This is a genomic window from Burkholderia sp. Ac-20349 (genome assembly GCF_017104865.1).
Lineage (GTDB): Bacteria > Pseudomonadota > Gammaproteobacteria > Burkholderiales > Burkholderiaceae > Burkholderia > Burkholderia aenigmatica.
The window spans coordinates 20,953-41,706 of record NZ_JAAGPM010000067.1 but is presented as its reverse complement, the minus strand read 5'-3'; the positions used below and the strand labels follow the sequence as shown (position 1 = coordinate 41,706).

The window sequence follows — 20,754 nt, the reverse complement described above, 5'->3', positions numbered from 1 at the left end:
CATCGTCGGCGGGCCGCTGGCCGGCGCGCTGATCGAACTCGACGGCTCGCTCGGCTTCCACGGCTGGCAATGGCTGTTCGTCGTCGAAGGCATCCCGGCGATCCTGCTCGCGTTCGTCGTGTGGACGTCGTCGGGCAGAAAGAAGCACGCCCGCAGCAACAACGACCGCCAGCCGCGCTAACGCACTGACGCACTCCGCACGCTCAATGCAGCGTGCGCGGCATGTGCAGTGCGAACTCGTCGACCGGCGCCTCGAAGCGCTCGCCGTCCTCCGCCACGCAGAAGTACGCGCCACGCATCGTGCCGACCGGCGTCGCGATCACGGCCCAGCTCGTGTACTCGAAGTGCTCGCCCGGCTGCAGCAGCGGCTGGTGCCCGACGACGCCGAGCCCCTTCACTTCCTGCACGTGGTTCTCGCTGTCCGTGATGATCCAGTGACGCGCGATCAGCTGCGCCGCGACCTGTCCCGTGTTGCGGATCGTCAGCGTGTACGCGAATGCGTATTGACGGCGATCGGGGTCGGATTGTTCCGGCAAGTAGCTGGTTTTCACCGAAACGGTGAACTGATACTGACTCATGATGTTTCCGGTGGAAGGTGACTGCCCGTGCCGGCAGGGGCAACGGGGCCGCGGGCGCGCCGCATTGGTTCGGCATTCTATGCGCAATCGGGCCTCGGCCGCACGGCCCGCCGCCGCGCACCGGGTCGCCGGACGGTAGAATGACGGTTTTGCGCCGCAACGTCCCCGCTCCCCTGCCATGACCCAATTCCGTATCGCTCCCAGCATCCTGTCGGCCGATTTCGCACGGCTCGGCGAAGAAGTCCGCAACGTCGTCGCCGCCGGCGCCGACTGGATCCACTTCGACGTGATGGACAACCATTATGTGCCGAACCTGACGATCGGCCCGCTCGTGTGCGAAGCGATCCGCCCGCACGTCCAGGTGCCGATCGACGTGCACCTGATGGTGCGCCCGGTCGACCGGATCGTGCCCGATTTTGCGAAGGCCGGTGCAAACCTGATCAGCTTCCACCCGGAAGGCTCCGATCACATCGACCGCACGCTGTCGCTGATCCGCGACCACGGCTGCAAGGCCGGCCTCGTGTTCAACCCGGCCACGCCGCTGAACTACCTCGACCACGTGATGGATCGCCTCGACTTCGTGCTGCTGATGTCGGTCAACCCGGGCTTCGGCGGCCAGTCGTTCATTCCGGAAACGCTGAACAAGCTGCGCGAAGCACGCGCACGCATCGACGCGTACACCGAGCGCACCGGGCGCGAGATCCTGCTCGAAGTCGACGGCGGCGTGAAGACCGACAACATCGCGGAAATCGCGGCGGCCGGGGCCGACACCTTCGTCGCGGGTTCGGCGATCTTCGGCAAGCCCGACTACCGCAAGGTGATCGACGAGATGCGCGCCGCGCTCGCTACCGTCGAGCGGAGCTGACGCCGTGGCCGACTCGTCGCTCGCCGGCCATGCGCCGGCCGGGGCCGCAACGGACGCCGCCCCGATCCGCTTCGCCGCGCCGCGCATCGACGCGGCGCTGATCGATCTCGACGGCACGATGGTCGATACGGCCGACGACTTCACGGCCGGCCTGAACGGGATGCTCGCGCAGCTCGGCGCGCCGGCCACGTCGCGCGACGAGGTGATCGGCTACGTCGGCAAGGGCTCCGAACACCTGATCCAGAGCGTGCTGAAGCCGCGCTTCGCGGCCGACGAAGCGCACGCGCGCTTCGACGACGCGCTGGCGATCTACCAGACCGAATACGCGAAGATCAACGGCCGCCACACGCGCCTCTATCCGGACGTGGCGGCCGGGCTCGACGCACTGCGCGCGGCCGGCATCCGGCTCGCGTGCGTGACGAACAAGCCGCACCGCTTCGCGGTCGAGCTGCTCGAGCAATACGGACTGGCCGATTGCTTCGGCATCGTGCTCGGCGGCGACAGCGTCGCGCGCAAGAAGCCCGATCCGCTGCCGATGCTGACGGCCTGCAACGCGCTCGGCGTCGCACCCGATGCGGCGGTCGCGATCGGCGACTCGGAAAACGATGCGCTGGCAGGCCGCGCGGCCGGGATGGCGACGCTGACGGTGCCCTACGGCTACAACCACGGCAAAGCTATACAAACGATAAATTCGGATGGTATAGTCGATTCGTTGCTGGTCGCAGCTCGCGCAATTTCTGCGCACAACGCCGGCCGGCCAACCATCTGATTATTTCTTCCATCTGCATGTTTCTGAATAAAAAACGGAGTCTGAGCAGCATCGACCGGGGAGCCTGGCCCTGGCGTCGCTGGTCGCGCTAACCTCTTCGATGAGGTACGCTGAAGCACGTCTTCAGCGCCGTTTTTTATCTCGCTGCGCATCCGCGCGCCGACCGTCGCACCACCTCGAGTTCTACCGCGTCCGAACGCTTGCGTTCAGGCTCGGCCGCAGGCTCGCGACGTTCACGCCCGGAGTGCCGGCCGGCAACAGGCACTTCTCGATCGACCGCCCTTTCGCCGACGGCAACCCGCGCAGCGTCAAGTGATCCCTGGCGCACGCGCCGCTCGTCCCGAACAGGACCGGAACATGACCGAACTCGAATTTCAATCGCTCGCGAACGAAGGCTACAACCGCATCCCGCTGATCGCGGAAGCCCTCGCCGATCTCGAAACGCCGCTGTCCCTCTACCTGAAGCTGGCCCAGCCCGAACGTGCAGGCGCCAACTCGTTCCTGCTCGAATCGGTGGTCGGCGGCGAACGCTTCGGCCGCTATTCGTTCATCGGCCTGCCCGCCCGTACGCTCGTGCGTACCCGCAACGGCGTGTCGGAAGTCGTGCGCGACGGCCAGGTCGTCGAGACGCATGACGGCGACCCGTTCCAGTTCATCGAATCGTTCCAGGCGCGCTTCAAGGTGGCGCAGCGCCCGGGCCTGCCGCGCTTCTGCGGCGGTCTCGCCGGCTATTTCGGCTACGACGCGGTGCGCTACATCGAGAAGAAGCTCGCGAACACCGCGCCGCGCGACGATCTCGGCCTGCCCGACATCCAGTTGCTGCTGACCGAGGAAGTCGCGGTCATCGACAACCTCGCCGGCAAGCTGTACCTGATCATCTACGCGGATCCGAGCCAGGCCGAAGCCTATACGAAGGCGAAACAGCGCCTGCGCGAACTGAAGCAGCGCCTGCGCACGACCGTGCAGCCGCCCGTCACGTCGGCGAGCGTGCGCACCGAGACGTTCCGCGAGTTCAAGAAGGACGACTATCTGGCCGCCGTGCGTCAGGCAAAGGAATACATCGCAGCCGGCGAACTGATGCAGATCCAGGTCGGCCAGCGCCTGACGAAGCCGTATCGCGACAATCCGCTGTCGCTGTATCGCGCGCTGCGTTCGCTGAACCCGTCGCCGTACATGTATTACTACAACTTCGGCGATTTCCACGTGGTCGGTGCGTCGCCGGAAATCCTCGTGCGCCAGGAAAAGCGCGGCGAAGACCAGATCGTCACGATCCGCCCGCTCGCCGGCACGCGCCCGCGCGGCAACACGCCCGAGCGCGACGCGGAACTCGCGACCGAACTGCTCAACGATCCGAAGGAGATCGCCGAGCACGTGATGCTGATCGACCTCGCGCGCAACGACGTCGGCCGTATCGCGGAAATCGGCTCGGTGCACGTGACCGACCAGATGGTCATCGAGAAATACTCGCACGTGCAGCACATCGTCAGCTCGGTCGAAGGCAAGCTGAAGCCCGGCATGACGAACTACGACGTGCTGCGCGCGACGTTCCCGGCCGGCACGCTGTCCGGCGCGCCGAAGGTCCGTGCGATGGAACTGATCGACGAGCTCGAGCCGGTCAAGCGTGGGTTGTACGGCGGCGCCGTGGGCTACCTGTCGTTCTCGGGCGAGATGGATCTCGCGATCGCGATCCGCACGGGCCTGATCCACAACGGCAACCTGTATGTGCAAGCGGCGGCCGGCGTCGTCGCGGATTCGGTGCCCGAATCCGAATGGCAAGAGACCGAGAACAAGGCGCGCGCGGTGCTGCGTGCGGCCGAACAGGTCCAGGACGGCCTCGATAGCGACTTCTGACCGGAGACTGACCATGCTGCTCATGATCGACAACTACGATTCGTTTACCTACAACCTGGTCCAGTACTTCGGCGAACTCGGCGAGGATGTGCGCACCTACCGCAACGACGAAATCACGCTCGACGAGATCGCGCGCCTGAATCCCGACGCGATCTGCCTGTCGCCCGGCCCGAGCAACCCGCAGCACGCAGGCATCACGCTCGACGTGCTGAAAGAATTCGCGGGCAAGAAGCCGATCCTCGGCGTCTGCCTCGGCCATCAGGCGATCGGCGAGGCGTTCGGCGGCCGCGTCGTGCGCGCGAAGACCATCATGCACGGCAAGGTGAGCAAGATCGAAACCGACTGCCGCGGCGTGTTCGCCGACCTGCCGAAGCACTTCGACGTCACGCGCTATCACTCGCTCGCGGTCGAGCGCGAATCGCTGCCCGACTGCCTCGAGGTTTCCGCGTGGACCGACGACGGCGAAATCATGGGCCTGCGTCACAAGACGCTGCCGATCGAAGGCGTACAGTTCCATCCGGAATCGATCCTGTCCGAGCACGGCCATGCGCTGCTCGAGAACTTCCTGAAGCAGGCCCGCGCGGCCGCGCACGCAGCCTGACGGGAGCCTCACGATGACGATTACCCCGCAGGAAGCGCTGCAGCGCACGATCGAACACCGCGAGATCTTCCACGACGAGATGCTGCACCTGATGCGGCTCATCATGCGCGGCGACATGTCGCCCGTGATGGCGGCCGCGATCATCACCGGGCTGCGCGTGAAGAAGGAGACGATCGGCGAGATCGCCGCCGCCGCGACCGTGATGCGCGAATTCGCGAACCACGTCGAGGTGCAGGACAACTCGAACTTCGTCGACATCGTCGGCACCGGCGGCGACGGCTCGCACACGTTCAACATCTCCACCGCGTCGATGTTCGTCACGGCGGCGGCCGGCGCGAAGGTCGCGAAGCACGGCAACCGTGGCGTGTCGAGCAAGTCCGGCAGCGCCGACGTGCTCGAGGCGCTCGGCGTGAACATCGACCTGCAGTCCGACCAGGTTGCCGCGTCGATCGCCGAAACGGGCATGGGCTTCATGTTCGCGCCGAATCATCACCCGGCGATGAAGAACATCGCGGCCGTGCGCCGCGAGCTCGGCGTGCGCACGATCTTCAACATCCTCGGCCCGCTGACCAATCCGGCCGGCGCGCCGAACCAGCTGATGGGCGTGTTCCACCCCGACCTCGTCGGCATCCAGGTGCGCGTGATGCAGCGTCTGGGCGCGCAGCACGTGCTGGTCGTGTACGGCAAGGACGGGATGGACGAGGTATCGCTCGGCGCGGCGACGCTCGTCGGCGAACTGCGCGACGGCAAGGTGCATGAATACGAGATCCATCCGGAAGACTTCGGCCTGCAGATGGTGTCGAACCGCACGCTGAAGGTGGAAAATGCCGACGAATCGCGCACGATGCTGCTCGGCGCGCTCGACAACCAGCCGGGCGTCGCGCGCGAGATCGTCACGCTGAACGCGGGCACCGCGCTCTATGCGGCGAACGTCGCCGAATCGATCGCGGACGGCATCCAGCTCGCCCGCGAAGCGATCGCGAGCGGCAAGGCCCGCGCGAAGGTCGACGAACTCGTGCGCTTCACGCAGCAGTTCAAGCGCTGACTCCCCTTACGAATCAAGCAGGAATCCACATGAGCGACATTCTCGACCGAATCATCGCCGTCAAGCGCGAAGAAGTCGCGGCGGCCATGCGCAGCGCGCCGCTCGAGGCACTGAAGCTGGACGCATCCGCGCGCGATCTGCGCGACTTCGTCGGCGCACTGCGTGCGAAGCACGCGGCCGGCCACGCGGCCGTGATTTCCGAAATCAAGAAGGCGAGCCCGTCGAAGGGCGTGCTGCGCGAGCATTTCGTGCCGGCCGACATCGCACGTTCGTATGCGGCGCACGGCGCCGCGTGCCTGTCGGTGCTGACCGACGAGCAGTTCTTCCAGGGCAGCGTCCGCTACCTCGAGGAAGCGCGCGCAGCCTGCACGCTGCCGGTGCTGCGCAAGGACTTCATCGTCGACGCGTACCAGATCATGGAAGCGCGCGCGATGGGCGCCGACGCGATCCTGCTGATCGCGGCCGCGCTCGACACGCCGCTGATGCAGGATCTCGAAGCGTACGCACACTCGCTCGGCCTCGCGGTGCTGGTCGAAGTGCACGACCGCAACGAGATGGAACAGGCGCTGACGCTCAAGACGCCGCTGCTCGGCATCAACAACCGCAACCTGCGCACGTTCGAGACATCGATCCAGACGACGCTCGACATGCTCGACATGATTCCGGCCGACCGGATCGTCGTGACCGAATCGGGCATCCTGTCGCGTACCGACGTCGACACGATGCGCGCGGCGAACGTGAACACCTTCCTCGTCGGCGAAGCGTTCATGCGCGCCGACCAGCCGGGCGAAGAGCTCGCACGGATGTTCTTCTGATGGCGATCGAAAAGGAAATCAAGCTCGCGCTGCCGGCCGGCCAGGCCGACGCCGCGCGACGTTTCTTCGAGACGCTGACCGGCGAACCCGGTCACGACATTACGCTCGCGAACGTCTACTACGACACGCCCGATCTCGCGCTGGCCCGCTCGAAAAGCGCGGTGCGCGTGCGCCGGGCGCCGCACGGCTGGCTGCAGACGTTCAAGACGGTCGGCAGCGCCGAAGGCGGCCTGCATCGCCGCCACGAATGGGAACTGCCGGTCGCCGGCGACGCGCTCGAGATCGATGCGCTCGTCGCGGCCTGCGACGTGCCGGAAGCCGCCGCCGCGCTGAATGACGCGGCCGGCACGCTGTCGGCGCTGTTCCGCACGGATTTTTCGCGTACGCTGTGGCGCATCGCAATCGGCGGCGCAACCGTCGAAGCCGCGGTGGACCTCGGCGAGATCGTCGTCCAGGCGGAACACGAAACGCGCCGCGAACCGATCAGCGAAATCGAACTCGAACTGATCGACGGCCCGGAAGCGGCGCTCGCAACGCTCGCCGCCGAACTGCAGCAGGCGCTGCCGGGCCTCGCTCCCGACAACATCAGCAAGGCGCAGCGCGGCTACCGGCTGCGCGCGCAATAATCACGCATCACGCATGGCAACCCGCAAGACTTCCCGCGCGCCGCAACAGGCGTCGCTGTTCGACGATCTCGTGCCGGAAACGGCACCGGCCGACAATCCGTCCCCGCCTTCCGAGCCGCCCGCGGCCGGGCGCAAGCCCGCAAAGAAAGCCGCCGCACCGGCTGCGGCCCCGACGGCACCGCAGCCTGTTGCCGCCAACGTTCCGCACCTCGCCGCGCAATTCGACGCGCTGCCGGCCGTCTGGCGCGACGTGCTGAAACCCTTTACCGACAGCGACGCGTACGCGCCGCTGTGCCGCTTCGTCGACGACGAGCGCGCGGCCGGCAAGATGGTCTATCCGACCGACGTGTTCCGCGCACTGCGCCTGACGAGCCCGGACGACGTGAAGGTCGTGATCCTCGGCCAGGATCCGTATCACGGCGACGATCGCGGCACGCCGCAGGCGCACGGGCTCGCATTCTCGGTGCCGCCGGCCGTGCGCACGCCGCCGTCGCTGCGCAACATCTTCAAGGAAATCGCCGCGAACTTCGGTCATGACACGCCGCGCCACGGCTGCCTCGACACCTGGGCACGCCAGGGCGTACTGCTGCTCAACACGGTGCTGACGGTCGAGCGCGGCGCCGCCGCGAGCCATGCGAAGCGCGGCTGGGAGCAGTGCACGGACACGCTGATCCGCGAACTCGCCGGCCGCCATCGCGGGCTCGTCTTCATGCTGTGGGGCGCACACGCGCAGGCGAAGCGCACGCTGTTCGACGCAAGCGCGCATTGCGTGCTCGAGGCGCCGCATCCGTCGCCGCTGTCCGCGCACCGCGGCTTCCTCGGTTGCCGCCATTTCGCGCTCGCGAACGACTATCTGGTCGATGCAGGCCGCGAACCGATCGACTGGCGCCTGCCGGAAGTGGCCGAAACGCTCGCCTGACGGCTGCGCCGCCGCTTATTTCGCCACGCCACCAGGCATGCAAAAACGCCGCGCCCCTTTCGGGACGCGGCGTTTTTTTATCGGACGATGCGGCGGGTGCGACGCACCCGCATCGACCTTACGCGGCGGCGATCGCTTCGCGCGCGCTTGCGAGCGAGGCGCTCTGCGCATCCGGCCCGAGGTTCAGGCCTTCCGCGAAGATGAAGCTCACGTCGGTCATGCCGACGAAGCCGAGGAACGTGCGCAGGTACGGGGTCTGGCTGTCGTTCGGCGTACCGGCGTACTTGCCGCCACGGGCCGCCACCACGTGAACCTTCTTGCCCTTGATCAGGCCTTCCGGACCATTCTCGGTGTAGCGGAACGTGACGCCTGCACGTGCGATCCAGTCGAAGTACGTCTTCAGTTGCGACGAGATGCCGAAGTTGTACATCGGTGCGCCGATCACGATGATGTCGGCAGCTTGCAGTTCGGCGATCAGTGCATCGCTCTTCGCGACGATCGCATTCTGTTCCGCGGTGCGCTGGTCGGCCGGCGTGAAGAACGCGCCGAGCACCGATTCGTCGAGGTGCGGCAGTGCATCGGCCAGCAGATCGCGAACCACGACCTTCGCGCCGGGGTTCGATTGTTGCAGCTTTGCCGTCAGTTCATTGGACAGCAGCGTGGATTGCGCACCTTGCGAACGCGCCGCGGAATTGATTTGCAGAATGGTCGTCATGTCAGGCTCCAGTAGGGTTGCGCTTCGGTAGCGCGAGTGACGCCATTGTGCGCGGCCGCATGACCGCGAAAAAGCGGGTTCAGGGCGACGGATTGTTGCAGCAACAGAACAATCCTCGATCGCGCCCCGATACCCGCTTCAGACGGTTCAACCCTTCAGCCAGGCCTCCCGGGCCTTCGATACCGCAACCGGCTTCGCGGCCGCCGCCAGCCGGTAGCGCGTGACTTCCGGGCCGTCGAGCTTCAGTTTCGCGGCGCGCAGCTCGTCGCGGCGGAACGCGTGCACCTCGACCTTGTCACCCGGCCGGTAGCGCGCGAGCAGTGCGTCGAGGTTGGTGCCCGTGACGCGCAGCCCGTCGACCGCGATCAGCGTGTCGCCGGCCGACAGCCCCGCGCGATGTGCGGCGCCGCCTTCGTAGACGGCCGCGAACGTGCAGTCCGCGCCGCCGCGCAGGCGCGCGCCGATCGTCGGCTTCGCGGCCGCGCCGTTCGCGACATCGGGCGTGAGCGTCACGCCGAACGGTGCGAGCAGCTCGGCGAGCGGCAGGTCGCGCGTGCCGTGCACGGCATCGGCGAACAGGCGGCCGAGCGCGACGCCGGTCGCCTCTTCTATCAGTGCCTCGACTTCGTTTTCCTCGACGCCCGCCTGCTTGCCGCGGTAGAAGTCACGGCCATAGCGTTGCCACAGCAGGCGCATCACGTCGTCGAGCGACTTCTTGTTGCGCGTCTGCGCACGGATCGCGAGATCGAAGGCGAGCGCGACGAGCGAACCCTTCGTGTAGTAGCTGACGATCGCGTTGGTCGCGTTCTCGTCCTGGCGGTAGTACTTGATCCACGCGTCGAACGAGCTCTCCGCGACACTTTGCTTGAGCCGGCCCGTGCCGCGCAGCACGCCGGCGACGGTACGGCCGAGCGCCGCGAAATATTCGTCCTGCGACATCAGCCCGCTGCGCACCAGCATCAGGTCGTCGTAATACGACGTGAAGCCTTCGAACAGCCACAGCAGCGACGTGTAGTTTTCCTTCGACAGGTCGTACGGCACGAACGCGGCCGGCTTGATCCGCTTCACGTTCCACGTATGGAAGTACTCGTGGCTGCAGAGGCCGAGATACGTGCGATAGCCTTCCGTCGTTTCGGGCCGCCCCTTCACCGGCAGGTCGGTGCGGTTGCAGATCAGCGCGGTCGACGCGCGATGCTCGAGGCCGCCGTAGCCGTCGCTGACCGCCAGCGTCATGAACACGTAGCGGTCCATCGGCGCTTTCTTCGATTTCGGCTCGAACAGCGCGATCTGCGCTTCGCACACGCGCTTCAGGTCGGTACGCAGGCGCTCCATGTCGAGCTGCGTCACACGCCCCGCGATCACGATGTCGTGCGGCACGCCGTGTGCGTCGAACGTCGCGAGGGCGAATTCGCCGAACGTCACCGGATGGTCGGAGAGCTCGTCGTAGTTCGACGCGCGGTACGCGCCGAACCCGTAGCGCTTCGTGCCGCGCGCCTCGGGCAACGCGGTACCGACGCGCCACGCGCGGAACGCCGCGCCGGCCGGCTTCGCGATGTCGACTTCACACGGCGCGTCTTCGCGGCCGGCAACGCTCAGGAACACGGCCGTCGCGTTGAAGAAGCCGCCCGATTCGTCGAGATACGCGGAGCGCACCGACAGGTCCCATGCATACACGTCGTAGCGCAGCGTCAGCGCGCCGTTCACGGGCGCGGCCTGCCACGTGTGCTTGTCGGTCTTCGCGATCCGCACCTTGCGGCCCGCGTCGTTGAATGCGCCGAGCGTCACGATGTTGCGCGCGAACTCGCGCACCAGGTAGCTGCCCGGAATCCACACCGGCAACGAAAAACGCTGGCCTTCGGGATCGGGATCGGCGACCGTCACCGTTACTTCGAACAGGTGCGCGGCAAGATCTTTCGGGGCAATCGAATAGCGGATCGGCTGGGTCATCGTGGCAATCGGTCGGTCGAATACGGCGGCGAAAACGAAGAGAGGCGCCGGCAGATCATGCGGGCGCCCCTCGCTGGCCGGGCCATGCGGCCCGGCGTGTGGTCGGTTACTTGCTCGAAGCGAGCGCCTGGTTGAGCTGGTCGGCCGACACCGCGCCCGGCAGACGGCGGCCGTCCGGCAGGAAGATCGTCGGCGTACCCGTGACGTTCATCCCGCGGCCAAGCGCGAGGTTCTTGTCGAGCGCAGTGGTATCGCAGGTACCGGCGCCGGACGGGGCACGATGGTCGAGCATCCAGCCCTGCCACGTTTTCGCGCGGTCGGTCGCACACCAGATCGCCTTCGACTTCGCGGTCGAATCCGGCGACAGCACCGGGTACAGGAACGTGTAGACGGTCACGTTGTCGACCGACTGCAGCGTCGTTTCGAGTTTCTTGCAGTACGGGCAGTTCGGATCGGAGAACACCGCGATCTTGCGGGCGCCGTTGCCCTTGACGACCTTGATCGCATTCGCGAACGGCAGGCTCGCGAAGTCGATCTTGTTGATTTCGGACAGGCGTGCGTCGGTCAGGTTCTTGTGCGTCTTGGCGTCGACGAGATCGCCGAGCAGCACGTAGTCGCCCGCCGCATCGCTATAGATGATCTGCGAGCCGAGGTTGACTTCATAAAGGCCCGCGACCGGCGATTTCGACACGCTCTTGATCGGCGCGTCGTTGCCGAGACGGGCCTGCAGCGTCGCTTTCAGCTTGTCGGTGGTCTGGTCGGCCTGCGCGGTGCAGCCAAGCGTCGCCATCGTGACGGCCAGCGCCAGCGACGCGATGCGGATCGTTTTTTTCATCGAAATCTTCCTTCAGCTCAATCGGTGTGCACGGCACAGTGTACGCCGTAACGGAACCGTGTCCGACCGGCGAAACGGCCGAAGGTTCGATCAGCCGAGCGCGGCCGACACGAGCCAGCGCTTCACGAGCGGCTGCGCGCCGACGAAGGCCATGCCCGCATTGCGCACGGCCTTCGCGAACGAGCCCGGCACCGCGAACAGCCGCTGCAGACCGTCGGTTGCGACCATCAGCGCGCGGATGTCCTCGCGCCGCGAACGTTCGTAGCGACGCAGCAGCACCGTATCGCCGAGGTTGCGGAAGCTTTCCTTGCCTGCGATCGCGTCGGCAAGCGCCGCGACGTCGCGCAGCCCGAGGTTCATCCCCTGCCCCGCGAGCGGGTGGATCAGGTGCGCGGCATCGCCGACCAGCGCGACGCGCGGCGCGATCAGCTTGTCGACCGTCTGCAGCGCCAGCGGGAAGCCGGCGGCCGGCGTCACGCAGTCGAGCGTGCCGACCTGGCCATGCGACACGCGCTCGACTTCGGCCGCGAGCTGCGACGGATCGAGGGTGAGCAATTCGTCCGCATGCGCGGTGTGCGCGGACCAGACGAGCGACACATGACCGTCCGGCAGCGGTAGCAGCGCGACGATCTCGCCTTCGTGGAACCACTGGTAGGCCGTCTCGCGATGCGGCAGCGACGCCTTGAAGTTCGCGACGACGCCCGTCTGCCGGTAGTCGCGCCGTTCGACCTTGGCCCCCATTTGCGAGCGCACCCACGAATGCGCGCCGTCCGCGCCGACGACGAGATCGGCTTCCAGCACCTGCCCCGACGACAGCGTGAGCACGGCCGCGTCGTCGCGCACGTCGAAGCCCTGCGCGCGCGCATCGAACCACGTGAGGTTCGGCTGGAATCGCAGCGCGGCGTCGAGCGACGCCTCGACCAGCGACGATTCGGCGATCCACGCGAGTTGCGGCACGGAAGCCTGGTACGCGGAGAAATGCAGCTCCGCGTGCGCATCGCCGTACACGCGCATGTCGTAGACCGGTGCGAGCCGGCCGTGGTCAAGCGCCTGCCAGACCCGCAGCCGCTCGAGCAGGGCCTGCGAACTGGAGGACAGTGCGTAGACGCGCGTGTCGAACGCGAGATCGGCGGGGCGCGGCGTGGCCGGCTGGGCAAGCAAGGCTGTCTTGTAGCCGGACTGGGTCAGCGCGAGCGCGGCCGTCTTGCCGACGAGCCCGCCGCCGACCACGGCGACGTCGAAGGTGTGGTGGGCAGTCATGGCGGGCATTATAGCCGCGGGGCCAAACCCTTACGCGGCCGGACTTTGCGGGAAATCAGCAGAATCGCAGGCCGATGCGGCGGCGCGGCGGCCCGCCGCATCGGCCGTTCGGCGCCAGCCCGGAATCCGGGGCGTCGGCACGGTACAATAGCGTCTTTGACCGTCGGCCCGCCGCGCCCCAAGCGCCGGCCGCCCTTTTTTCCCGCGCCGCCGTGCCCTGTCCGGCCGCGCCGCCTTACCCGTCCGAAGGATTCCATGAGTCTCAAATGCGGCATCGTCGGCTTGCCCAACGTCGGCAAGTCCACCCTGTTCAATGCGCTGACCAAGGCCGGCATCGCCGCCGAGAACTACCCGTTCTGCACGATCGAGCCGAACGTCGGCATCGTCGAAGTGCCCGATACGCGCCTGAAGGCGCTCGCTGAAATCATCAGCCCCGAGCGCATCGTGCCGGCCGTCGTCGAATTCGTCGACATCGCGGGCCTCGTCGCGGGCGCGAGCAAGGGTGAAGGCCTCGGCAACCAGTTCCTCGCGAACATTCGCGAAACCGACGCGATCACGCACGTCGTGCGCTGCTTCGAGGACGAGAACGTCATTCACGTCGCCGGCAAGGTCAGCCCGATCGACGACATCGAAGTGATCAACACCGAACTCGCACTCGCCGACCTCGGCACCGTCGAGAAGGCGCTCACGCGCTATTCGAAGGCCGCGAAGTCGGGTAACGACAAGGAAGCGGCGAAGCTCGTCGCGGTGCTCGAGAAGGTGCGCGCGCAACTCGACCAGGGCAAGGCCGTGCGCGGCCTCGCACTGTCGGACGACGAACAGGCGGTACTCAAGCCGTTCTGCCTGATCACCGCGAAGCCGACCATGTACGTGGCCAACGTGAAGGACGACGGTTTCGAGAACAACCCGCACCTCGACGCGGTACGCAAGTACGCGGAAAGCGAGAATGCGCCGGTGGTCGCCGTGTGTGCGGCGATCGAGGCGGAAATCGCCGATCTCGACGACGCGGACAAGGAAGCGTTCCTCGCCGACATGGGCATGGAAGAGCCGGGCCTCGACCGCGTGATCCGCGCGGGCTTCAAGCTGCTCGGCCTGCAGACCTACTTCACCGCGGGCGTGAAGGAAGTGCGCGCGTGGACGATCCATATCGGCGACACGGCCCCGCAAGCGGCCGGCGTGATTCACACCGACTTCGAGCGCGGCTTCATCCGTGCGCAGACGATCGCGTTCAACGACTTCGTCACGTACAAGGGCGAGCAAGGCGCGAAGGAAGCCGGCAAGATGCGCGCGGAAGGGAAGGAATATGTCGTGCACGACGGCGACGTGATGAACTTCCTGTTCAACGTCTGAGCGTTGCGTTATCGCGTCAGTGAAAAGCCCGCTTATGCGGGCTTTTTTCTTTTTGGCGCACCGGCCTCATCACGACCGGCGCTGATGACCCGATTTCGATCCGGTCAGGCCCGACGCATACCGACCGTTCGACGCGACACTCATCGCGCCGGCCGGATCGACACGTCATGTCAGCGCAGCAACCCGCTGGTGAGGGCCGGCCACAGCGACGAATGCTCGCGGCGGAACATGCCGACGTGTCCGATTGCACGGCCGTCGGGGTTTTCCGGACAGATGAAGTGGATGTCGGACCTGGCTCTCGGCAGCAGGCGCAACCAGTCTGCGATATTGGCCGGCGTGGCAAGCGGGTCGTCGGTTGCGGCCACGATGGTGACCGGAGCGGCAAATTCGTCGTAGAAGTGCCGCGCGACCCCTGCTCCGAATTCGTTCGCCACATATCCCGGCCGACGGCACCAACGGGCCCACTGAAGCCCCACGCACGGCGGCAAATCATCGCCCCAGCCGAGTACCCTGGCCGGAACGTAGCCGAGCAAGCGAACGGAAATCGGCACGTACATATGCGCAAGCAGCAAGGCCGCGAAACGCTTTGGCCAGCGAATGTTGCCGACATACCCGGAAGACGCCGAGATCGCGCACAACGAACGAACCGACGCATGATTCGGCATCAGGCCGACCAGTTGCGCGCCCGCGCTATGTCCGATCAAGTGTGCGTCGCGCGCACCGGTTTCGCCAAGGAGCCAGTCGAGCGCCGCGGGCATGTCGAGCTGCCCCCAATCCTGTTTCCGCGCCCGGGACTGTCGGACGTGATCCGTATCGAGCGACGCGCCGATCCCCCGATAGTCGAATACAAACGTCGAATGGCCGTCGTTGCGCAGCCAATCCGCGAACGGGTAATAAAAGGATTGCCGGATTCCGGTCGCAGGGCAGATGAGCACGGGAGAACGATTGCCGTCGACCACCGGGAAATAGGTTCCCTTGAGCGGGAATCCGTCGCGGGCGGGGAAAGCGATGCTGACGCGAGTTGTCGAGCGCTCAGTCATTATTTCGACTTCAATCCAGTCGACGAGCGAACAGGCGTGTCGATCGCGCAATTGGATATCAGGCCCAGCCTGACCATGCCGATCATCAACAACGGATACCCAATTGATTGATCCATCGATTCACCTCGGCATTCGAAGCAATCAATGTAGGAGCAAGTCTTTGTCGATGAAATCAGACGAGTTCGAATATTGCACGCAAGTTGCGTCTCGCTTCCTGTCTCTCGCCATCAGTCGCGTGACGACTTCGGCCGTCGCACTGGATACGACAAAAGCAAATGGCCCGACCGGCAAACGCCGGTCGGGCCATTTTTCGTGACACAGGCTTTCCGCCCGCCATCACTTCACTTCATCACGTCGCCGACACGCGCCGCCCTTCGCTCGCCTGCGCATCGCGACCACGCTTGTTCAGCCACGACGCCAGCAGCACGATCAACGCGAGTACAGCCGTCGCGCCCACTTCCATCCGGTGATCCTCGCTCACGAGCATCACGGTCAGCGTGCCGCAGATGAACAGGATCACCAGCCACGTGAGCCACGGGAACAGCCACATCCGCAGCGTCAGGTCCGCGCCGGTCGATTCGAGCGTCTTGCGCATCCGCAGCTGCGAGATCGCGATCACGAGATACACGAGCAGCGCGATCGCACCCGACGTTGCGAGCAGGAAGCCGAACACCTGCTCCGGCATCAGGTAGTTCGCGATCACGGTCAGGAACCCGAACGCGGTCGACGCGAGCACGGCCGCGCGCGGCGTGCCGGTCGAATCGGTGCGGTGCAGGAACGCCGGCGCATCCTTGCGCTTCGACAGCGAGAACAACATCCGCGACGCGGTGTACAGCGCCGAATTCAGGCAACTCGCGACCGACACGAGCACGATCACATCGATGATCGCCTTCGCATTCGGAATGCCGATCAGCTCCATCGCGCGCTGATACGAGCCGTGCGTCGGCAGCAGCGGATCGTTCCACGGCACGATGGCCGCGACGACGAGAATCGAGCCGAGATAGAACAGCGTGATGCGCCAGATCACCGAGTTGGTCGCACGCACGATCTGGCGTTGCGGGTTGTCCGATTCGGCGGCCGCGATCGTCACGATCTCGGTGCCGAGGAACGAAAACATCGTGGTCAGCATCGCCGCGAGCACCGCGCTCGCGCCGTGCGGCATGAAGCCGCCATGCGCGAACAGGTTCGATACACCCGACACGGCCGGCGCAGGGATGATGCCGACGATCGCCGCCCCGCCGATGCACAGGAACACGACGATCGCGACGACCTTGATCAGCGCGAACCAGAATTCGAATTCGCCGTAGTTCTTGACCGAGAAGAGATTGGTGACCGTCAGCACCAGCGTGATGCCGAGCGCGAAGATCCAGGTCGCGACGGAGGGGAACCACGCATTCAGGATGGTCGCGGCGGCCGTTGCCTCGATCGGGATCACGAGCACCCAGAACCACCAGTACAGCCAGCCGATCGAGAAACCGGCCCAGTGGCCGATCGCGCGATCGGCATAAGTGGAGAACGAACCGCTGTCCGGATGCGCGACGGCCATCTCGCCGAGCATGCGCATCACCAGCACGACCAGCACGCCCGCGATCGCATACGCGAGGATCGATGCCGGGCCGGCCTCCGCGATCGCGTGGCCTGAACCGACGAACAAGCCCGCGCCGATGACGCCGGCAATCGACATCATCGTCACGTGCCGCTGCTTCAGGCCCGTACCGAGGCCTGTGTTGCTTCCACTCATCTGTCTCTCTCCAAAAAACGGTTCCGGTATGGCCGGGTATCGCGTGAAGGCAGCACGGGGGATTGTGGTTCTTGAGCCGGGCCGGATGCGGCGCCTGCACGGGATGCAGACACGGGGCCGGATCGGGGGCCGTTCCGGAACGGTGCGCCATGCAGTCTGCGAAGCTGCGGGTGCGATGCGGCGCGCAGCGCGCCGACGCATCGCGTGCGCCCTTTCCGTCGGCTTTCGTCAGCTGCCTTCGAAGCGAAGGAGTGTAAGCATCAAACGGTTCTTCACTAAGAACCAATTGAAGAATTTCGATGGAACCACTTGTTGCATCGACGTCGATCGATGCAACGCTTGTACCATTCGCGGCGCCTCGCGAGCGCGCCTGCAGCGCCCGTCGACGCCGGGCAGCAAGCTGCGGCAACTCGCGCGTCAGCTCGCGCCGCGCGCCATCTCGTCGCGCCATTTCGCGGGAACGACAGCTTGCCATTCTCGCAGAAGCAGGTTTTTCACGGCGTCCGGACGGGCCGCCGACAGCCGCGCCAGCACGATCGGCCAGCCGACATAGTGATCCGTCACGTAATACACGTCGGGTTCCGATTCGATCAGCCACGCGCGCTCGTCGGGGCCGACACCCTTCACGACGAGCGTGTCGCCGTCCTCGCGTAGCCGCGCGAGCATCTTGCCCCTCACCTTGAGTGCGGGCGTGCCGTACGACGTGCCTTCCTCGACGCCGCGCCACGCCAGTGCGATCTGCCGGACTTCATCGAATGTCATCGGGCCTCCCGGCCGCACGCCTTCGTTTGACGATCCGGCCACCCTACCGGAATTCGCGACGGCGCGCCGGGCGAAGCACGCCTATCCGCGCGCCGCACGGGCGGCCGTCGCTGCACGCCCAGTCGTCGCGACGATCGCGAAGGCGATCGCATTCGCAGCGGCGCTGGCCAGGATCGGCACGAGATAGCCGCCGCCCGCGTCGTAGATGAAGCCGGCCGCGGTCGGCCCGATCAGCGTGCCGAATGCGATGCTCGTATAGAGCACGCCGATGATCCCGCTCACATTGCGGCCGCCGAAGTAGTCCATCACGACCGCCGGCAGCACGGCGACCCAGCCGCCGTAGAACACGCCGAACACGAGCGCGAACGCGGCGAGCGTCGCGACGGTGCCGGCACCGGCCCACGCGACGAGCGCGACGGCCATGCCGGCGAACATCGCGAGCAGCGACGTGCGGCGGCCGAAGCGGTCGGCGAGGCCGCCGAGAAAGAAACGGCCGGCCGTGCTGCCAACGCCGATCGCGCCGAGCAACAGCACGGCCGTCGACGACGCGACGCCATGATCGAGCGCGTACGGCACGAGGTGAACGAACGGGACGAACACGCCGAACGAGCAGATGAGGCATGCCGCGTACAGACTCGCGAACGGCCGCGACGTGACGGCTTCGCGCACCGTCGCGCCGGCAGACGCCGAAGCGGCGCCCTGCTTGCGGCCCGCGGCTGCCCCTGACACCGGGTGCCCCGCGTCGCGCCCGATGGCTTTCGCGCCGCCGCCTTCGACGGGCTCATGCACCGCCTCCCCGTCCGGCAGCAACCCACGCCCGCGCGGGTCGTTCTCGATCAGCAGCGACATCCCCGCGCCGATCACGACCGCGATCACAGCCAGCGTGAAATACGCACCGCGCCAGCCGACGTGCGCGATCAACGCGGACGCGAGCGGCGGCATCACCAGCGTGCCGACGCCGATCCCCGCAACCGCGAGCCCCGACGCAAAACCGCGCCGGCGCACGAACCAGCGCTGTACCGCGCCGACGGCCGGCACGTACGCGCAGCCGATGCCGAAACCGACACCGAGCCCGTACGCGACATAGACCTGCACCAGCGTATGCGCGGCGCCGGCAGCCGCGAGCCCGGCGCCCGTCAGCAGCATCCCGGCGATGGCGAGCCGCCGCGAGCCGAAGCGGTCGGCGAGCGGCCCGCTGACGATGCCGAAACCGAAATACAGGAAACCGGCGAGCGAGAACACGAGCGAGATCTGCCCGCGCGACGCGGCGAAATCCCGCTGCAGCGATTCGACGAACGCGCTGAACGTATACGCGCTGCCGAAACCGACGAACGTGACGGCGAACGCGGCTGCAACCACGTACCAGCCGTAAAAAAGGCGCGATGCGCCCGGGCGGTTCATGACGATGCTCCTCTCAGGTTCCACCGGCCGCCGGCAGCGACCGGATTGCCTCATGGATATAGTTGAACTATGTTGATCGCATCGGCCGCCGACAGGCAGTCGCGAAGCACGCGATCCGATGCGTCAACGGTACTCGCGCGTACGCATCGTCTCAAACGATATTTCATCGGACTTTCGATTTAGAAAAACTCAATGAATCGTTCCCGCTTGCCGCCCCTCAACGCGCTGCGCGCATTCGAAGCGGCCGCCCGCCACCTGTCGGTGAAGGCGGCGGCCGAGGAGCTGTCGGTCACGCCCGGCGCGGTAAGCCAGATGATTCGCACGCTGGAGGCGCATCTCGGCGTGCAGCTGTTCGAGCGCGTCAACCGCGGCATCCTGCTCACGGCCGCCGGCCGCGACTACCTGCCGCCGGTGCGCAACGCGTTCAGGCAGATCGCCGACGCGTCGCAGCGCGTGTCCGGCGCCGCCGACAGCGGCGTGCTGACGGTAAGCGTCACGCCGTTCTTCGCATCCGCATGGCTCGTCCCGCGCCTCGCCCGGTTCCGGGAGGCTTGTCCGGACGTCGACCTGCAGGTCAGCACGAGCCATGCACTCGCGGACTTTTCACGCGACGGTGTCGATGTCGCGATCCGTCACGGCCTCGGGCGCTACATCGGCCTGTGCAGCGAACGCCTGCTGACGGTGGAGATCGTCGCGCTCGCGTCGCCCGAACTCGTCGCACGGCTCGGCATGCCGGCGACGCCAGCCGATCTCGTCGGCTGGCCGCAGTTGCACGATGCCGAGCGCAAGGGCTGGCACATCTGGTTCGGCGCGCAGCGGATCGACGACTTCGGCCCGCCGCGCGGCCCCGCGTTCGACGACTCGGGCCTGCTGCTGCAGGCGATCGTCGCCGGCCAGGGCGCCGGGCTGCTGCCGGCCGCGATGGTGCGCGGCGAGCTGGCAAGCGGCCGGCTCGTGAAGCTCGCCGACGTCGCGTGGCTCGACGATTTCGCGTACTACCTCGTCTATCCGCCGCATCACGCGGAACGGCCGAAGGTCGCCGCATTTCGCCGGTGGATCCTCGACGCCGCGCAGGCCGACGGCGCGGCGTCGATGTCCGGCACGGCGTAGCGCCACGCCCCCGCGCGGCGCCGATCCGCGGCCGATCGGCTAACATGCGGCCCGGCACCGATAACAACAGACCGAGAGAGACCATGCCTGCCCTGCTCCGCCGCGCGACGCGCATCGCGACCCTGTCCGCCGCGTTCTTCGTCGCGTGCGCCGCGCTGCCCCATCCGGCGCACGCGTACCGCGCCCCGCCCGGCTACGGCAACGAAGCCGATCTCGACCGTCACGACACGTATCGCAACCGCGACGGCGAAACCGTGCACGCGCCCGCACATTCGAAATCGGGCCGCGTGCCCGACGGTGCGAGCGCGCGCTGCCGCGACGGCACGTACAGCTTCAGCCGTCACCGGCGCGGCACGTGCTCGGGGCACGGCGGCGTCGCCGCGTGGCTGTGAGTATGGCCCTGGCCAAAAGGCCGGCATCGCGCCAGCGGCAGGCGGCGGCGAAGTACAATAGCCGCTCTCGCCGCCGACACGCGGCGACGCCGCCGCGCCATGCGTGGCACGCTCCGTACCGAATCCCCCGAC

At 66.7% G+C, this 20,754-nt stretch carries 21 protein-coding genes; 12 read left to right on the top strand and 9 right to left on the bottom strand.

Going from position 1 to position 20,754, the window contains the following annotated elements; all coding sequences use genetic code 11:
• Positions 1-181 (top strand): hypothetical protein (locus G3N61_RS21820; protein WP_205823547.1); only part of this gene is annotated, 181 nt, incomplete at its 5' end.
• A gap of 22 nt (positions 182-203) precedes the next feature.
• Here G3N61_RS21820 and apaG read toward each other — a convergent pair.
• The gene (gene apaG / locus G3N61_RS21815; RefSeq protein ID WP_011350820.1) at positions 204-578 is read right to left on the bottom strand and encodes a Co2+/Mg2+ efflux protein ApaG; all 375 of its coding nucleotides are present in this window, start codon (positions 576-578) and stop codon (positions 204-206) included.
• 178 nt (positions 579-756) lie between these two features.
• On the opposite strand from apaG, the gene rpe reads away from it, so the two are divergent.
• The 8 genes from rpe to G3N61_RS21775 all read left to right on the top strand — a co-directional run bounded on the left by rpe (position 757) and on the right by G3N61_RS21775 (position 8,069).
• Entirely contained in the window at positions 757-1,443 is a 687-nt protein-coding gene (rpe, locus tag G3N61_RS21810; protein ID WP_011883156.1) for a ribulose-phosphate 3-epimerase, read from the top strand.
• A 4-nt stretch (positions 1,444-1,447) separates the two neighbouring features.
• Complete coding sequence (locus tag G3N61_RS21805; RefSeq protein WP_089449836.1) at positions 1,448-2,212, top strand: phosphoglycolate phosphatase; 765 nt, start codon at positions 1,448-1,450, stop codon at positions 2,210-2,212.
• Between the two features lie 357 nt (positions 2,213-2,569).
• A complete protein-coding gene (trpE, locus tag G3N61_RS21800; RefSeq protein WP_043191540.1) occupies positions 2,570-4,063 on the top strand; it encodes an anthranilate synthase component I in 1,494 nt (497 codons plus the stop codon).
• A gap of 13 nt (positions 4,064-4,076) precedes the next feature.
• The gene (locus G3N61_RS21795; RefSeq protein WP_043191542.1) at positions 4,077-4,664 is read left to right on the top strand and encodes an aminodeoxychorismate/anthranilate synthase component II; all 588 of its coding nucleotides are present in this window, start codon (positions 4,077-4,079) and stop codon (positions 4,662-4,664) included.
• Between the two features lie 13 nt (positions 4,665-4,677).
• A complete protein-coding gene (trpD, locus tag G3N61_RS21790) occupies positions 4,678-5,709 on the top strand; it encodes an anthranilate phosphoribosyltransferase (RefSeq protein WP_043191545.1) in 1,032 nt (343 codons plus the stop codon).
• A 29-nt stretch (positions 5,710-5,738) separates the two neighbouring features.
• The gene (gene trpC, locus G3N61_RS21785; RefSeq protein WP_043191548.1) at positions 5,739-6,524 is read left to right on the top strand and encodes an indole-3-glycerol phosphate synthase TrpC; all 786 of its coding nucleotides are present in this window, start codon (positions 5,739-5,741) and stop codon (positions 6,522-6,524) included.
• A complete protein-coding gene (locus G3N61_RS21780) occupies positions 6,524-7,150 on the top strand; it encodes a CYTH domain-containing protein (protein ID WP_089449834.1) in 627 nt (208 codons plus the stop codon). The genes trpC and G3N61_RS21780 overlap by 1 nt, the downstream gene beginning before the upstream one ends.
• 13 nt (positions 7,151-7,163) lie before the next feature.
• Positions 7,164-8,069 (top strand): uracil-DNA glycosylase, encoded by a 906-nt coding sequence (locus G3N61_RS21775; protein WP_205823545.1) that lies wholly within the window; start codon positions 7,164-7,166, stop codon positions 8,067-8,069.
• A 118-nt stretch (positions 8,070-8,187) separates the two neighbouring features.
• On the opposite strand, the gene G3N61_RS21770 is transcribed toward G3N61_RS21775, so the two are convergent.
• From G3N61_RS21770 to G3N61_RS21755, 4 genes are all read right to left on the bottom strand, one after another.
• Positions 8,188-8,784 (bottom strand): NAD(P)H-dependent oxidoreductase, encoded by a 597-nt coding sequence (locus G3N61_RS21770; protein ID WP_043191557.1) that lies wholly within the window; start codon positions 8,782-8,784, stop codon positions 8,188-8,190.
• Positions 8,785-8,931: 147 nt separating this feature from the next.
• Complete coding sequence (locus G3N61_RS21765) at positions 8,932-10,731, bottom strand: PDZ domain-containing protein (protein ID WP_205823544.1); 1,800 nt, start codon at positions 10,729-10,731, stop codon at positions 8,932-8,934.
• Positions 10,732-10,837: 106 nt separating this feature from the next.
• Positions 10,838-11,566, bottom strand: coding sequence for a DsbC family protein (locus G3N61_RS21760; protein WP_043191561.1), 729 nt, complete (start codon positions 11,564-11,566; stop codon positions 10,838-10,840).
• A gap of 90 nt (positions 11,567-11,656) precedes the next feature.
• The gene (locus tag G3N61_RS21755) at positions 11,657-12,835 is read right to left on the bottom strand and encodes a UbiH/UbiF family hydroxylase (RefSeq protein ID WP_205823543.1); all 1,179 of its coding nucleotides are present in this window, start codon (positions 12,833-12,835) and stop codon (positions 11,657-11,659) included.
• Positions 12,836-13,081: 246 nt separating this feature from the next.
• On the opposite strand from G3N61_RS21755, the gene ychF reads away from it, so the two are divergent.
• Entirely contained in the window at positions 13,082-14,176 is a 1,095-nt protein-coding gene (gene ychF / locus G3N61_RS21750; RefSeq protein WP_089449830.1) for a redox-regulated ATPase YchF, read from the top strand.
• A gap of 170 nt (positions 14,177-14,346) precedes the next feature.
• Here the strand turns inward: ychF and G3N61_RS21745 are convergent, their stop codons facing one another.
• The 4 genes from G3N61_RS21745 to G3N61_RS21730 form a co-directional block, all read right to left on the bottom strand.
• Positions 14,347-15,267 carry an alpha/beta fold hydrolase gene (locus G3N61_RS21745; protein WP_241017846.1) on the bottom strand — a complete coding sequence of 307 codons (921 nt, stop codon included), beginning with the start codon at positions 15,265-15,267 and terminating at the stop codon, positions 14,347-14,349.
• Positions 15,268-15,565: 298 nt separating this feature from the next.
• Positions 15,566-16,957, bottom strand: coding sequence for a GABA permease (gabP, locus tag G3N61_RS21740; RefSeq protein WP_043191570.1), 1,392 nt, complete (start codon positions 16,955-16,957; stop codon positions 15,566-15,568).
• A gap of 417 nt (positions 16,958-17,374) precedes the next feature.
• Positions 17,375-17,719, bottom strand: a complete 345-nt coding sequence (locus G3N61_RS21735; protein WP_205823542.1) for an MmcQ/YjbR family DNA-binding protein — start codon at positions 17,717-17,719, stop codon at positions 17,375-17,377.
• 81 nt (positions 17,720-17,800) lie between these two features.
• Entirely contained in the window at positions 17,801-19,120 is a 1,320-nt protein-coding gene (locus tag G3N61_RS21730; RefSeq protein ID WP_205823541.1) for an MFS transporter, read from the bottom strand.
• A 192-nt stretch (positions 19,121-19,312) separates the two neighbouring features.
• On the opposite strand from G3N61_RS21730, the gene gcvA reads away from it, so the two are divergent.
• Both gcvA and G3N61_RS21720 read left to right on the top strand, forming a co-directional pair.
• Positions 19,313-20,230: a transcriptional regulator GcvA gene (gene gcvA / locus G3N61_RS21725; RefSeq protein ID WP_089449824.1), complete on the top strand. Its 918-nt coding sequence runs from the start codon at positions 19,313-19,315 to the stop codon at positions 20,228-20,230.
• Between the two features lie 83 nt (positions 20,231-20,313).
• Positions 20,314-20,622, top strand: a complete 309-nt coding sequence (locus tag G3N61_RS21720) for a DUF3761 domain-containing protein (protein ID WP_089449823.1) — start codon at positions 20,314-20,316, stop codon at positions 20,620-20,622.
• Positions 20,623-20,754 lie beyond the last annotated feature (132 nt).

Coding starts and splice junctions, on each gene's coding strand:
- apaG (WP_011350820.1), bottom strand. CDS start 578: ATGAGTCAGTATCAGTTCACCGTTTCGGTGAAAACCAGCTACTTGCCG.
- rpe (WP_011883156.1), top strand. CDS start 757: ATGACCCAATTCCGTATCGCTCCCAGCATCCTGTCGGCCGATTTCGCA.
- trpE (WP_043191540.1), top strand. CDS start 2,570: ATGACCGAACTCGAATTTCAATCGCTCGCGAACGAAGGCTACAACCGC.
- G3N61_RS21795 (WP_043191542.1), top strand. CDS start 4,077: ATGCTGCTCATGATCGACAACTACGATTCGTTTACCTACAACCTGGTC.
- trpD (WP_043191545.1), top strand. CDS start 4,678: ATGACGATTACCCCGCAGGAAGCGCTGCAGCGCACGATCGAACACCGC.
- trpC (WP_043191548.1), top strand. CDS start 5,739: ATGAGCGACATTCTCGACCGAATCATCGCCGTCAAGCGCGAAGAAGTC.
- G3N61_RS21780 (WP_089449834.1), top strand. CDS start 6,524: ATGGCGATCGAAAAGGAAATCAAGCTCGCGCTGCCGGCCGGCCAGGCC.
- G3N61_RS21775 (WP_205823545.1), top strand. CDS start 7,164: ATGGCAACCCGCAAGACTTCCCGCGCGCCGCAACAGGCGTCGCTGTTC.
- G3N61_RS21770 (WP_043191557.1), bottom strand. CDS start 8,784: ATGACGACCATTCTGCAAATCAATTCCGCGGCGCGTTCGCAAGGTGCG.
- G3N61_RS21765 (WP_205823544.1), bottom strand. CDS start 10,731: ATGACCCAGCCGATCCGCTATTCGATTGCCCCGAAAGATCTTGCCGCG.
- G3N61_RS21760 (WP_043191561.1), bottom strand. CDS start 11,566: ATGAAAAAAACGATCCGCATCGCGTCGCTGGCGCTGGCCGTCACGATG.
- G3N61_RS21755 (WP_205823543.1), bottom strand. CDS start 12,835: ATGCCCGCCATGACTGCCCACCACACCTTCGACGTCGCCGTGGTCGGC.
- ychF (WP_089449830.1), top strand. CDS start 13,082: ATGAGTCTCAAATGCGGCATCGTCGGCTTGCCCAACGTCGGCAAGTCC.
- gabP (WP_043191570.1), bottom strand. CDS start 16,957: ATGAGTGGAAGCAACACAGGCCTCGGTACGGGCCTGAAGCAGCGGCAC.
- G3N61_RS21735 (WP_205823542.1), bottom strand. CDS start 17,719: ATGACATTCGATGAAGTCCGGCAGATCGCACTGGCGTGGCGCGGCGTC.
- G3N61_RS21730 (WP_205823541.1), bottom strand. CDS start 19,120: ATGAACCGCCCGGGCGCATCGCGCCTTTTTTACGGCTGGTACGTGGTT.
- gcvA (WP_089449824.1), top strand. CDS start 19,313: ATGAATCGTTCCCGCTTGCCGCCCCTCAACGCGCTGCGCGCATTCGAA.
- G3N61_RS21720 (WP_089449823.1), top strand. CDS start 20,314: ATGCCTGCCCTGCTCCGCCGCGCGACGCGCATCGCGACCCTGTCCGCC.